General features: G+C 70.9%; 11 protein-coding genes. All 11 read right to left on the bottom strand.

Features of this window, described 5'->3' with window-relative positions; translation table 11 throughout:
* The coding region (locus ACK4HH_RS10930) for a lamin tail domain-containing protein (RefSeq protein WP_409651666.1) at positions 1-1,980 on the bottom strand (1,980 nt) is incomplete at its 3' end.
* Between the two features lie 159 nt (positions 1,981-2,139).
* Positions 2,140-3,165 (bottom strand): ketol-acid reductoisomerase, encoded by a 1,026-nt coding sequence (ilvC, locus tag ACK4HH_RS10925; protein WP_409651663.1) that lies wholly within the window; start codon positions 3,163-3,165, stop codon positions 2,140-2,142.
* A gap of 42 nt (positions 3,166-3,207) precedes the next feature.
* Complete coding sequence (gene ilvN, locus ACK4HH_RS10920; protein ID WP_409651661.1) at positions 3,208-3,717, bottom strand: acetolactate synthase small subunit; 510 nt, start codon at positions 3,715-3,717, stop codon at positions 3,208-3,210.
* Between the two features lie 4 nt (positions 3,718-3,721).
* Positions 3,722-5,551, bottom strand: coding sequence for an acetolactate synthase large subunit (locus tag ACK4HH_RS10915; protein ID WP_409651658.1), 1,830 nt, complete (start codon positions 5,549-5,551; stop codon positions 3,722-3,724).
* Positions 5,552-5,603: 52 nt separating this feature from the next.
* A complete protein-coding gene (gene ilvD / locus ACK4HH_RS10910) occupies positions 5,604-7,298 on the bottom strand; it encodes a dihydroxy-acid dehydratase (protein WP_409651655.1) in 1,695 nt (564 codons plus the stop codon).
* A 9-nt stretch (positions 7,299-7,307) separates the two neighbouring features.
* On the bottom strand, positions 7,308-7,790 hold the full coding sequence (mnhG, locus tag ACK4HH_RS10905; RefSeq protein ID WP_409651652.1) for a monovalent cation/H(+) antiporter subunit G: 483 nt from the start codon (positions 7,788-7,790) through the stop codon (positions 7,308-7,310).
* Positions 7,777-8,097, bottom strand: a complete 321-nt coding sequence (locus ACK4HH_RS10900) for a monovalent cation/H+ antiporter complex subunit F (RefSeq protein ID WP_409651650.1) — start codon at positions 8,095-8,097, stop codon at positions 7,777-7,779. The genes mnhG and ACK4HH_RS10900 overlap by 14 nt, the downstream gene beginning before the upstream one ends.
* A complete protein-coding gene (locus ACK4HH_RS10895) occupies positions 8,094-8,648 on the bottom strand; it encodes a Na+/H+ antiporter subunit E (protein ID WP_409651647.1) in 555 nt (184 codons plus the stop codon). The genes ACK4HH_RS10900 and ACK4HH_RS10895 overlap by 4 nt, the downstream gene beginning before the upstream one ends.
* Entirely contained in the window at positions 8,645-10,222 is a 1,578-nt protein-coding gene (locus ACK4HH_RS10890; RefSeq protein ID WP_409651672.1) for a Na+/H+ antiporter subunit D, read from the bottom strand. The genes ACK4HH_RS10895 and ACK4HH_RS10890 overlap by 4 nt, the downstream gene beginning before the upstream one ends.
* Positions 10,222-10,662, bottom strand: coding sequence for a Na(+)/H(+) antiporter subunit C (locus ACK4HH_RS10885; RefSeq protein WP_409651645.1), 441 nt, complete (start codon positions 10,660-10,662; stop codon positions 10,222-10,224). The genes ACK4HH_RS10890 and ACK4HH_RS10885 overlap by 1 nt, the downstream gene beginning before the upstream one ends.
* On the bottom strand, positions 10,659-13,640 hold the full coding sequence (locus ACK4HH_RS10880; protein WP_409651643.1) for a Na+/H+ antiporter subunit A: 2,982 nt from the start codon (positions 13,638-13,640) through the stop codon (positions 10,659-10,661). Before ACK4HH_RS10880 ends, ACK4HH_RS10885 begins: the two co-directional genes overlap by 4 nt.
* Between the last annotated feature and the right edge of the window lie 40 nt (positions 13,641-13,680).

The raw sequence follows: 13,680 nt of genomic DNA, 5'->3' as shown, positions 1-13,680 counted from the left end.
GTCGGCACCGACCTCGCGCTCGGCCGCGAGCCGCCAGGAGACGGCGACATCGGCCCCCGTCGTGCCGGCGACGGCGCGCGCCACGATCGGCTCGCTCGGCGCCGGATCGGTCGAGAGGTCGTCGGTCGTCGAGGAGGTCACGGTAGCGCTGCCCGCGGGGGCGTCGGCCTGCGCCCCGGGTGCCGAGTCCGACCCGTCGGCGCTGCTCGCGCGCACCACCGCGCCCTCGCGGGGCTCGGCGAGACCCGCGGCCTGGGCCAGGGCCGTCTGCGCCAGCCCCGGGCTCGCCGCCGCCGTCACGAAGTCGGCGAGGTCGACCCCCGATCGCCCCACGCGGTGGTAGGTCTCGCCCCGCAGCCGGTCGGGCTGGAAGGTCACGAGCGAGACGGCGTTCGTGCAGGGCGAGGGCGGCTCGACGCTCTCGTCCATCTCATTGACGTGGAACACCCCGACGCGGTCGGCGACGCCGCCGTCGGCCGTCTCGACGAGCACACCGGTGCCGAGAAAGTCGAGGGGGCGTGCGTACCGCCATGCCGCATCCATCGCCGTCTCCTCCGCGGCGATGACGAGCGAATCACCGGCGCTCAGCGTCGTGCCCGCGGGCAGCGAGACGAGCGGCTGCGCGCGCCGCAGACCGTCGCGGTCGCAGGCCCAGACGCGCCACCCCCCGACGTCGACCGGGCGGGTGGAGCGGTTGCTGAGCTCGACGAAGTTGTGCGGCCGCGTGATGGCGCGCACGTCGAGCGGGTCGGTGCCGAGCTCGCTGACGACCACGCCGGTGTCGAGCACGCGCTCGGCGCGCAACGACCGCTCGGCTCGCGCGTTGGCGGCGCCCGGGGTGCGCGGCGCGATGACCCAGCCTTCGCCGTCGGGCCGCAGCTGGTGGCTCTCGCCGCGCACGGCGTCGAGCACGGCAGGCAGCTTCTCGGCGCCCGATTGGCACGCACTGTCGCGCGTGTGCGCCGAGGCGACCTCGTCGATCAGCGCGCCCGCGGCATCACGCAGCTGCAGCCCGTACGCGACGTCGGCGAGCGAGGTGGGCATGACCGCGGCGGCGTCGCGGATGCTCGACTGCGGCCCGACCACCACGAGCTGCTCTCCCGCAGCAAGCACGTCGCCCGCACCGAACGTCGCTTGCGGTGCGCCCTGAGCGCGCTCGCCCTCGGCGGTGCACCGCTCGAGCGTCCACCCCGCGAGCGACACCTCTCGGGCTCCGTCGTTGCGCAGCTCGACCACGTCGTCGCCGCTGCCGCCCGGGCCGAACGGTGCGACCTCGGCGATAACGACGCCGCTGGCGTTCACGGGCCCTGCCGCGCTCGGGGCGTTGGCGGCACCGGGGGTCGCCGCCGCGATGACGAAGCGGCCGTCTGCGGTCGTGCTGGCGCCGAGTCGCTGGTAGCTCTCGCCGGCAGTCGCGTCGACGATGTCGGGCAGCGACCCGCTCGGGTCGCACTCGCTGCGCATCATCCACGGTGTCGTCGGGTAGACGGCGACCGCGTCGGCGATGCGCTGCTGCGGGTCTTCGAGCACATACCCGTATCCGCCTGGCCCGAAGGGCGCGCTCATGACGTCGTCGGGCTGGGCCCCCGCGGGCCGCTCGCCCGCTCGGGCGATGAGGTAGTGCTCGCCCGGCGCGAGCACGAGCCCAGAGAACTCGGAGTCGGGGGCGCCGCGCTTCGCGCGCAAACCCTCGTCTGAGCAGCGGTAGAGGTTCCAGCCGGTCAGGTCGACGGGCGCATCAGAGACGTTCTGCAGTTCGACGTAGCTCGCGTCGAGCCGGTCGCCCCAGCCCGGAGCGATCTCGCTGATGATTACGGGATGATCGGCGCGCTGCTCGTGGGATCCGCTGCTGCCGCCCTCTGGTTGCGCGGCGGCGGGCAGGGGGATGAGCGCGGCGCCCACCGCGGCGAGGGCGACCGTCGCGGCGATGAGAGGGCGGAACCGGGGGCGGGGAGGGGTGCGCTCGAGCGTCGCGGTCACGCTCGTCACGGTGTCGCGATCAGGTGAACGGATGTCGCCCTCTGCGGGTGTGTCGCGTGAACGACCGGGGGTGCGCGCGCAGAACACGAGGCCGCGACCCCGGGTTGCGGGGGTCGCGGCCTCGTGGGGTTCCCGGCGGATGGCCGGGAAGGTCAGTGACTATCGGGCAGCCGAGCCATCCACGTAGTCCGAGTCCTGCTGCTTCCACGCGAAGAGGGCGCGCAGCTTGCGGCCCGTCTCCTCGATCGGGTGCTGCTCGCCCTTGCGGCGCAGCTCCATGAACTCGGGTGCGCCGGCGTCCTGGTCGGCGATGAAGCGCGCCGCGAAGGCACCCGACTGGATGTCGGCGAGCACGCCCTTCATGTTCTCTTTGACGCTCGCGTCGAGAACGCGCGGACCCGAGACGTAGTCGCCGTACTCGGCCGTGTCGCTGACGCTCCAGCGCTGCTTGGCGATGCCGCCCTCCCACATGAGGTCGACGATGAGCTTGAGCTCGTGCAGCACCTCGAAGTAGGCGATCTCGGGCTGGTAGCCGGCCTCGGTGAGCACCTCGAAGCCGTACTGCACGAGCTGCGAGGTTCCGCCGCACAGCACGGCCTGCTCGCCGAACAGGTCGGTCTCGGTCTCTTCGGTGAAGGTCGTCTTGATGACGCCCGCGCGCGTGCCGCCGATGGCCTTGGCGTACGAGAGGGCGAGATCCCATGCGTGCCCGGTCGCGTCGCGCTCGACGGCGATGATGTCGGGGATCCCGCGGCCGGCGACGAACTCGCGGCGCACCGTGTGGCCCGGGGCCTTGGGGGCGACGAGGATGACATCTACGCCCTCGGGGGCGTCGATGTAGCCGAAGCGGATGTTGAAGCCGTGGGCGAAGGCCAGCGTCTTGCCCGGCTTCAGCGCATCCTTGATGCTCTCGCTGTAGATCGACCGCTGGTGCTGGTCGGGCGCGAGGATCATGATGACGTCGGCCCAGGCGGCGGCGTCGGCGACGGTCATGACGCTGAAGCCGTCGTCGCTCGCCTTCTGGATCGACTTCGAGCCGGCCTTGAGGGCGATGGCGACCTCGACGCCGCTGTCGCGCAGGTTCTGGGCGTGGGCGTGGCCCTGCGAGCCGTAGCCGACGATGGCGACCTTCTTGCTCTGGATGAGCGCGATGTCGGCGTCGTTGTCGTAGTAGATCTCGGTCACGATCGGGGTTCTCCTTGTTCGGTGGGGTGAAAACGTTCGATGTCAGTTCTTGAGCACGCGCTCGCTGATGCTCTTCGAGCCTCGGCCGATCGCGAGCAGGCCCGACTGCGCGATCTCTTTGATGCCGTAGGGCTCGAGCACGCGCAGCAGCGCCTCGACCTTGGCGGTGTCGCCCGTCACCTCGATGACGAGCGAGTCGGTCGCGACGTCGACGACGCGCGCACGGAACAGGTTCGCGGCCTCGAGAATCTGCGAGCGGGTCGAGTTGTCGACGCGCACCTTGACGAGCATGTGCTCGCGCTGCACCGAGCTCGTGGGGTCGAGCTCGACGATCTTGAGCACGTTGATGAGCTTGTTGAGCTGCTTGGTGATCTGCTCGAGTGGCAGGCCCTCGACCTCGACCACGACCGTGATGCGCGAGAGCCCCTCGACCTCGGTCGTGCCGACCGCGAGCGAGCGGATGTTGAAGCCGCGCCGGGCGAACAGGCCCGCGACGCGCGTGAGCAGGCCCGGTTTGTCTTCGACGAGCAGAGAGAGCACGTGGTAGGTCATGGGCTTACTCCTCGTACCAGTCGGGGGCGTGATCGCGGGCGTACTGCACCGACGAGTTGCCGACGCCTTGCGGCACCATCGGCCACACCATCGCATCGCGGCTCACGATGAAGTCGATGACGACCGGGCGGTCGTTGGTCTCCATCGCCAACCGGATAGCCGGCTCGACCTCTTCGGGCTTCGTCACGCGGATTCCGAGCGCCCCGTAGGCGTCTGCCATCTTGACGAAGTCGGGCACCATCCGCGTCTGCTCGCCGGCGCTCTTCGACCCGGTCTCGAGGTCGGTGAACGAGTGGCGGCCGTCGTAGAACAGCGTCTGCCACTGCCGCACCATGCCGAGCGATGAGTTGTTGATGATGGCGACCTTGATGGGGATGTTGTTGATCGTGCAGGTGGCCAGCTCTTGGTTCGTCATCTGGAAGCACCCGTCGCCGTCAATCGCCCACACGAGGCGATCGGGCTGGGCGACCTTGGCACCCATCGCGGCGGGCACGGCGTAGCCCATCGTTCCGGCGCCGCCCGAGTTGAGCCACGAGCCGGGGCGCTCGTACTTGATGAACTGGGCGGCCCACATCTGGTGCTGGCCGACGCCCGCGGCGTACACCGCTTCAGGGCCCGAGAGCTTGCCGATCGCCTCGATGACCGCTTGTGGGGCTAGCAGCCCGTCGTCGGGGTCGTCGACGTAGCCGAGGGGGTACTGCGAGCGCAGGGTCTCGAGGCGCTTCCACCAGTCGACGATGTCGGGGGCCGACTGTGCGGCCGCGGCCTCGAAGGCGGGCAGCAGGTCGAGCAGCACCTCGCGGGCATCCCCCACGATGGGAACATCGGCGTGCCGGATCTTGCCGATCTCGGCGGGGTCGATGTCGATGTGGATGACCTTCGCACCGGGAGCGAACTCGCTCACCTTGCCCGTCACGCGGTCGTCGAAGCGCGAGCCGATGGCGACGAGCAGGTCGCTCTCTTGCAGGGCGAGCACCGAGGGAACCGTGCCGTGCATGCCGGGCATGCCGAGGTTCTGGCGGTGCGAGTCGGGGAACGCCCCGCGCGCCATGAGGGTCGTCACGACGGGCGCGCCGGTCTTCTCGGCGAAGGCGAGCAGCTCTGCGTGGGCACCCGAGCGCACGACGCCGCCGCCCACGTAGAGCACGGGCTTGCGCGACTCGACGATGAGCTGCGCCGCGGCCTGGATCTGCTTGCCGTGCGCCTTGGTCACCGGGCGGTAGCCGGGCAGCTCGATCTTGGGCGGCCAGATGAACGGCGCCGACTTCTGCTGCGCGTCTTTCGTGACGTCGACGAGCACGGGGCCGGGGCGACCGGTCGTCGCGATGTGCACGGCCGCGGCGATCACGCTGGGCACGTCTTCGGGCTTGGTGACGAGGAACGAGTGCTTCGTGATGGGCATCGTGATGCCCGTGATGTCGACCTCTTGGAACGCGTCGGTGCCCATCGAGGTCGAGAAGACCTGCCCGGTGATCGCGAGCAGCGGCACCGAGTCCATGTGGGCGTCGGCGATCGCCGTCACGAGGTTGGTCGCCCCGGGGCCCGACGTGGCGATGCAGACGCCGAGCCGGCCGCTCGCCGCGGCGTAGCCCTCGGCGGCGTGGCCCGCGCCCTGCTCGTGGCGCACGAGGATGTGGCGGATCGCCGTCGACGACATGAGCTCGTCGTAGAAGGGCATGATGGCGCCGCCGGGCAGGCCGAAGACGTCGGTGATGCCGAGCTTCTCGAGCGAGGCGAGAATGGCGCCGGACCCGGTGAGGATCGGCGGATCGCTCTTCTTCGCGCTGCCGCCGGTGGCGGTGGGACTCGGCACGGGGGTCGATTCCGTGGACATCAGGGGAACTTCCTTGGGAGTCGGTGATTCGCGAGCGGGAACGGCCGCGCGGCTACCCCGTGACGGCGCCCTGCGCGGCAGACCGCACGAGCTTCGAGTACTTGGCGAGGACGCCACGGGTGTAACGCGGAGGCAGGGGCGCCCAGTCGGTGCGGCGCGCCTCAAGCTCGTCTGCGTCGACCAGTAGGTCGAGGGAGCGAGCAGCGATATCAACCCGGATCAGATCACCATCGCGCACGAAGGCGATGGGTCCAGCATCCACCGCTTCGGGAGCTACGTGGCCGATGCACAGTCCGGTTGTGCCGCCTGAGAATCGACCGTCGGTCAAGAGTAGTACATCTTTTCCGAGGCCCGCCCCCTTGATGGCGGCCGTCACGGCGAGCATCTCGCGCATGCCCGGGCCGCCCTTGGGGCCCTCGTAGCGGATGACGACGACGTCGCCGGCCGAGATCTCACCGCGCGTCAGGGCATCCATCGCCGCGCGCTCGCGCTCGAAGACGCGCGCGGGGCCCTCGAAGACGGCGGCGTCGAAGCCGGCCGTCTTGACGACCGCGCCCTCGGGCGCCATCGAGCCGTGCAGGATCGTGATGCCGCCCGTCGCGTGGATGGGGTTGTCGAGCGTGCGCAGCACGTCGCCGTCGAGCGGGTCGGGGTCGAGCTCGGCCAGGTTCTCGGCCATGGTCTTGCCCGTCACGGTCATGACGTCGCCGTGCAGCAGCCCCGCGTCGAGCAGGGCCTTGAGCAGAACGGGCAGGCCGCCCTGGCGGTCGACGTCGTTCATGACGTAGCGGCCGAAGGGCTTGAGGTCGCCGATGTGCGGAACGCGGTTGCCGATGCGGTTGAAGTCATCGAGCGTGAACGGCACCTCGGCCTCGTTCGCGATCGCGAGCAGGTGCAGCACGACGTTGGTCGAGCCGCCGAGCGCCATGGCGACGGTGACGGCATTCTCGAGCGCCTCACGCGTGACGATCTGACGAGCGGTGATCCCCTTGTTGAGCAGGTTCACGACGGCCTCGCCGCTGCGGTGGGCGTACATGTCGCGGCGGCGATCATAGGATGCGGGGCTCGCCGACCCCGGAAGGCTCAGGCCGAGCGCCTCGGCCACCGAGGCCATGGTGTTGGCGGTGTACATGCCGCCACAGGCACCCTCGCCGGGCGCGAACGCGCACTCGATGCGGTGGGCGTCTTCGGCCGACATCTTGCCGGCCTTGACGGCGCCGACAGCCTCGAAGCTGTCGATGATCGTGATCTCTTTCTCGGTGCCGTCGCTGAGCTTTACCCAGCCCGGCGCGATCGAGCCGGCGTAGAGGAAGACGCTCGCGAGGTCGAGGCGCACGGCCGCCATGAGCATGCCGGGGATCGACTTGTCGCAGCCGGCGAGCAGCACCGAGCCGTCGAGGCGCTCGGCCTGCATGACGGTCTCGACCGAGTCGGCGATGACCTCGCGGCTCACGAGCGAGAAGTGCATGCCCTCGTGGCCCATCGAGATGCCGTCGCTCACGCTCACGGTGCCGAACTGCAGCGGGTAGCCGCCGCCCGCGTGCACGCCCTCCTTGGCCGCCTGCGCGAGGCGCGCGAGCGAGAGGTTGCACGGCGTGATCTCGTTCCACGAGCTCGCGATGCCGATCTGGGCCTTATCCCAGTCGGCATCGCCCATGCCCACCGCGCGCAGCATGCCGCGAGAGGTGGTGGCTTCGATTCCGTCGGTGACGACGCGGGAACGGGGCTTGTGGTCGGCCTTCGACATGCCTCGAGTCTACGACCCGGCGCTCGGGGCCTTCGACGGCGGTTCGTCGCTCGCAGCCCGCTCGTCGACGGCGCGACGCTCGTCGACCGCGGCGCGTTCCTCGGTCCACGACCCGCCCGGCAGCTCGGTACCGCGCGCCGCGTCGACATCGGGGGCGAGCTCGTCGACCAGCAGCGAGTCGGGGTCGAAGTCGCCGTTGCGGTAGCCCGCGCGCCCCACCATGTGCGCCGAGATGGGCGCCGTCAGCAGCTGGAAGACGACGACGGGCACGAGCAGCAGCAGCACTGTGCCGCTGCGCGCGCTCAGGGCGATCGCGATGACGACGAGGATCAGCCCGAGGATCTGCGGTTTCGTCGCGGCATGCAGGCGCGAGAGCGGGTCGGGAAACCGCACGAGGCCGATGGCCGCCGCGAGGGTGAGCAGGGCCGCCACGATCAGCAGCGCCGCGGCGACGATGTCGAGGATGCCGGCTCCGGTCTCAGCGTCGAGCATCGTCGCCCTCCCCCTGCACGGCGCCGTCCGGCGAGCCGGTGCTCGCGCCGCCGCCCGTGCGCGTGATGAAGCGCGCGACGGCGACGCTGCCAAGGATCGCGGTCGCCGCGAGCACGACCATGAGCGGGATCGAGCGCGTGTGGCCCGAGATGACCATCTCGGCCCCAATCACGAGGATGAGCGTCGTGAGCATGACGTCGCTCGCGATGAGGCGGTCGATGAGGGTCGGCCCGGTGATGAGCCGCACGAGCACGATGAGCACGGCGGCGGCCGCGATACCGCCCGCGACGAGGTAGGCGATCGTCATGAGCGCACCGCCTCCCACTCGGCGCGCGAGCCCCACGCGCGCAGCAGGTCGCGCTCGAGGCCGAGCACGTGGTGGCGCGCCTTCTCGACCTCGGCCTCGGTGCGCACCGAGAGCGTGTGCACGTAGAGCACGGTGCTCGCACGATCGACCTCGACGACGACCGACCCCGGCACGAGCGAGACGGCGAGCGCCGTGCCCGTGAGGATGAAGTCGGAGCACGTCGTGAGGTCGACCTTGATGAGCGCGCTGCGGTGCCGCGACCGCGGGCCGATGGCGAGCAGTGCGACCTGGAACGAGGCCACCGCCATCTCGACGAGCACCCGCCCGACGAAGACGGCGAACCAGAACGGGTTGAACCGGCCAGAGAGCTCGACAGCCGGCAGGTAGAACGCGCGCGTGACGACGAGGGCCACGACGACGCCCGTCAGGATCGTGAGGGGCGTGGTCGAGCCCCACAGCAGCATCCACAGCACGACGAGCGCCGCGAGCAGCGGCAGCTGCTGCCGCACCGTGACGCGGGCGCGGGAGGCCGGGGTGGTCGACGCGGTCATCGCTCCCCCTCGTCGGTCGTGGCCGCGGACAGCACGAGCTCGATGTAGACGGCCGAGCCGTCGAGGTTCTGCGCCGCACGGTCGGCGACGGCGTAGAGCGGCCCCGCGAAGAGGGTCAGCCCGAGGCCCACGATGACCATGCCCGCCGTGCTGAGGGTCATGAGGCGGGGAGTCGCGCGCGTCTCTGACGGCGCTCCCCCGCCATCGGGGGCCTCTTCGACCGCGCGCAGCAGGCGCGTCTCGTCGCCCTGCACATCGCCCGCGGGACGCCAGAAGGCGAGGTTCCACACGCGCACGAGCGCGTAGAGGGTCAGCAACGAGACGAGGGCCCCGGCGCCGATGAGCACGTAGGCGAGGGCATCACCCTGGGCGGCCGTCGCCTGGAAGAGGCCGAGCTTGCCGATGAAGCCCGAGAACGGCGGGATGCCGCCCAGATTGAGCGCGGGAACGAAGAACAGCACCGCGACGAGCGGCGCGCTCGCGAGCAGCCCGCCGATGCGCGTGATCGAGGTGCTGCCGGCCTCGCGCTCGACGAGCCCTGCGGCGAGGAAGAGCGTCGTCTGCACGACGATGTGATGCACGATGTAGTAGATCGCCGCGGCGGTGCCCGCGACGGTGCCGAGGGCGACGCCGAGGATCATGTAGCCGATGTGGCTCACGAGCGTGAACGACAGGATGCGCTTGATGTCGGCCTGGGCGACCGCGCCGAGGGCACCCACCACCATGGTCAGCAGGGCGAGCACCATGAGTGCGGGGTTGAGCTCGGGGGTCGGGAAGATGACCGTCTCGACGCGGATGATCGCATAGACGCCGATCTTCGTGAGCAACCCTGCGAAGGCCGCCGTGACGGGCGCGGGCGCCGAGGGGTAGCTGTCGGGCAGCCAGAACGACAGCGGGAAGACGGCGGCCTTGATGCCGAAGGCGACGAGCAGCATGACGTGCAGCAGGATCTGCACGTCGACGGGCAGCTCGCTGACGCGCTCGGCGACCTGCGCGAGGTTGACGGTGCCGAGCGCGCCGTAGACCATGCCGATCGAGGCGAGAAAGAGGATCGACGAGAGCAGGCTCACGATGACGTAGGTGACGCCAGCCCGGATGCGCGCTTGCGTTCCCCCGAGCGTGATGAGCACGTAGCTCGCGACGAGCAGGATCTCGAAGCCCACGTAGAGGTTGAACAGGTCTCCTGCGACGAAGGCGACCATGACGCCCGTCGTGAGGATCAGGTAGGTCGGGTAGTAGATCGACACGGGAGTCTCGTCGTCGCCGTCGGCGAGGCCCTGGCCGATCGAGAAGACGAGCACCGCGAGCAGCACGAGCGACGAGACCACGAGCATGAGCGCCGCGAGCCGGTCGACGACGAGCACGATGCCGAAGGGCGCCGGCCAGTTGCCGGCCTCGACGACGATCGCGCCGCCCGCGTCGACGCCCACGAGCAGCGCGATGCTCATGCCGAGCACGATCACGAGAGCGAGTGCGGCGACGATGCGCTGCGGTCGCGCCCGGCGACCGAGCACGAGCGTGAGGGCGGCCGCGAGCAGCGGCACGAGCACGACGAGCGAGACGAGGGCGGCCATCATCGAGGCGCCTCCCCGATGACCTCGACGGGAAAGTCGGTGTCGCCCTCGTCGGGTGAGACATCTTCGATCGGCATCGTGAGCGCCCCTTCGCGCAGCGCGACGTCGTCGGCGTCGTCCGAGACGTCGTCGGCGTTGGCGAGGCGCCACGAGCGGTAGATGAGCGCGAGCAAGAAGGCCGAGACCGCGAAGGTGATGACGATCGCCGTGAGGATGAGCGCTTGCGGCAGCGGGTCGTTGTAGGCGCTCGGGTCGAGGCCCTCTTCGTAGATCGGCGCGAAGCCCGCGGGCCCGCCCATGATGAGGATGAGCAGATTGACCCCGTTGCCGATCAGCAGAAAGCCGAGCACGACGCGCGTGAGGCTGCGCTCGAGCAGCAGGTAGACGCCGCACGCGATGAGCGCGGCCATGACGACGACGAGCACGAGCGAGACGGTCATCGTGCACCTCCTGCGGGCGTACCGGTGGCGGCATCGAGCGCGGTGGATGCGGCGCCCGCGCGCCCCGCCGGTGCGAGCTCGTCGCCGCCCTGGCGGTCGACCTCGCCACCGAGGCTGCGCAGCACGTCGAGCACGAGGCCGACCACGACGAGGTAGACGCCGACGTCGAAGATCGTCGAGGTGACGAACTCCACCTCGCCGAGCAGCCAGAGCTCGCCCTCCCAGTAGGCCGAGGTGAGCGGCGGTGCCCCGAGCAGCACCGGGACGAGGGCTGCGCCGGCGGCGATGATGAGGCCCGAGCCGAGCACGGCGCCCGCCCCCACGGGCAGCGCTGCCCCGAGCTCGTAGCGCCCGCCGGCGAGGTAGCGCGCGACGAGCGCGAGTCCCGCCACGAGCCCGCCGACGAAGCCGCCGCCCGGCAGGTTGTGGCCCGCGAACAGCAGGTAGAGCGAGATGACGATGATGGCGTGGAAGGTGAGGCGCACGACGACCTCGAGCAGGATCGAGCGGTGCCGCGGATCGAGCGTCGGGCCGGCGAGGATCCACGCGTTGCGCAGCTCGCCCTGCTCGCCCTGCTCGCGCACGCGGTCGAGCCGCGCCGAGATGCGCCGCTTCACCACGGCCCGCCCGAGCCGCGGCGGGGTGTCGCCCCGGCTGCGCAGGAACAGCAGGCTCGCGACGCCCGTGGCCGCGGCGATGACGACCGCGAGCTCGCCCATGGTGTCCCAGCCGCGCAGATCGACGAGCGCCACGTTGACGGTGTTGCGCCCGTGCCCGATCTCGTAGGCCAGTTGCGGCCAGGCGAGCGAGATGGGCTGCTCGATGCGCGCCCCCGCGACGATGATGGCGACGAGGGCCATGACGAGACCGACGCCGATGCCGATGCCCGCGCGCAGCAGGCGGTGGCTGCTGCCGTGCTTGTCGCCGAGGCGGGCCGGCAGCCGCCGCAGCACGAGCACGAAGGCGATGAGCGTGACGACCTCGACGAGGATCTGGGTGAGCGCGAGATCGGGAGCGCCCTGCAGCGCGAAGATCGCCGACATGCCGAAGCCCGTGACGCCGACGACGACGAGCGCCGCGAAGCGCTTCTGCGCCTGGGTCGCCGCGATCGCGGCGATGATCATGACGACGCCGATCGCGAGCTGGGCGGGGTGATCCCAGAGCCGCAGCTCGCTCGGCCAGCTGTCGCCAAGCAGCAGCCCTGCCGTGGTGACGCCGATGAAGACGACGAGGATGACCCCGAGGTAGAACGGCAGGGATCCCCGCTGGGTGAGGCTCGTGACCCGCACTGCGAGCCGGTCGACGGCCCCCATCGCGTCCCAGTAGGCCTCGGAGGCCGTGTACTCGCTCGCGAGCCGCGCCTGCAGCCGAGCGACCGGGGCGCGGGCGGCGAAGAGCAGGGCGCCGAGGCCGATGGCGAGGGCCGAGAGGCCGAGCTCGGGGGTGAGGCCGTGCCAGAGGGCGAGGTGGTATGCGACCTCGCCCGGGTACGGGAAGAGCGCGGGGTAGCCGGCGAGCCCCGCGTCGACGAGGCCCGCGAGCGGCCCCAGCGCGAGGCTCGTCACAGCGAGCACCGCGGGCGCGAGCAGGAACCGCCGGCTGACGACGGCGAGCGCCGTGACGTCGTCGACGCCCGGCTTGCGCGCGAAGGCGCCCCAGAAGAAACGGATGCTGTACGCGACCGTGAGCGCCGACCCCACGACGACGCCGACGAGCGCGACAGCGGCCCAGACCTGTGCCGCGGCGTCGAGCGGTGCCTCCCCCGTCTGCCCGGTCGCCGCGGCGAGCAGCGCGTAGAGCACGGTCTCTTTCGCGACGAAGCCGAAGACCGGCGGCAGGCCCGCCATCGAGGCGAGCACGGCCCCCGCGATCGCCGCGAGCCAGGGCGAGCGCCGACCGAGGCCCGAGAGCTTGCGCAGGTCGCGCGTGCCGGCCTCGTGGTCGATGATGCCGACGACGAGGAAGAGCGCCGACTTGAACAGGGCGTGCGCCAGCAGCAGCGCGAGCGCGGCGAGCGCGGTATCGCGCGTACCGAAGCCCGCCACGACGACGAGCAGCCCGAGCTGGCTCACGGTGCCGTAGGCGAGCAGCAGCTTCAGGTCGGTCTGCTTGAGGGCCGCCCAGCCGCCCAGCAGCAGCGTGACGAGGCCGAGCACGATGAGCACCTCACGCCATCCGGGCACGTCCACCCCCGCGGGCGCGAGGCGCAGGATCAGGTAGATGCCCGCCTTCACCATTGCGGCGGCGTGCAGGTAGGCGCTCACGGGAGTGGGGGCGGCCATCGCGCCGGGCAGCCAGAAGTGCAGCGGCACGATCGCCGACTTCGAGAGCGCCCCGACGAGCACGAGCATGATGGCCGTCGTCGTGAGCGGCCCCGCGGGCAGCTCGGCGAGGATCGCCGTGAGACTCGAGGTGCCCGCCTGCACGGCGAGCAGCACGAGGCCGACGAGCATCACGAGCCCACCGAGCGTCGTCGTGACGAGCGCCTGCAGGGCCGCGCCGCGACTGGCCCGCCGATGTGTGTAGTGGCCGATGAGCAGGTACGAGAAGACGCTCGTGGCCTCCCACAGCAAGAACAGCAGGTACACGTCGTCGGCGATGACGAGCCCGAACATCGCGCCGGCGAACGCCAGCAGCACGGCCGAGAACCGCCCGAGCCCCGGCTCGTCGTCGCGGAAGTAGCCGGCGCAGTAGAGCAGCACGAGGCTGCCGACGCCCGTGACGACGAGGGCGAGCACCCACGACAGGGTGTCCATGCGCACGTCGAGGGTGAGGTCGAGCTGGGCGATCCAGGTGAAGCGCTCGACCGGCACCCGCGCGGCATCCTGCGACAGCACGGCGGGCGCCTGCAGCAGGGTGTGCACGAAGGCGCCGAGCGGCACGAGGGCCGCGACCCAGAACACCCGGGCGCCGAGCGGCCGTGCGAGCGGCAGCAGGGCGATCGCGGCCGCCCCGAACACCATCAGGACGATGAGCATGCGTCCTCCCTCGGTGTCGGCGGTTCGGCAAGGGGGTAGG

It is taken from the genome of Microcella sp., from assembly GCF_046296455.1.
In the GTDB taxonomy this organism is placed as follows: Bacteria; Actinomycetota; Actinomycetes; order Actinomycetales; family Microbacteriaceae; genus Microcella.
The sequence above is the reverse complement of the archived record's forward strand: the minus strand, read 5'-3'. Positions and strand labels throughout refer to the sequence as shown.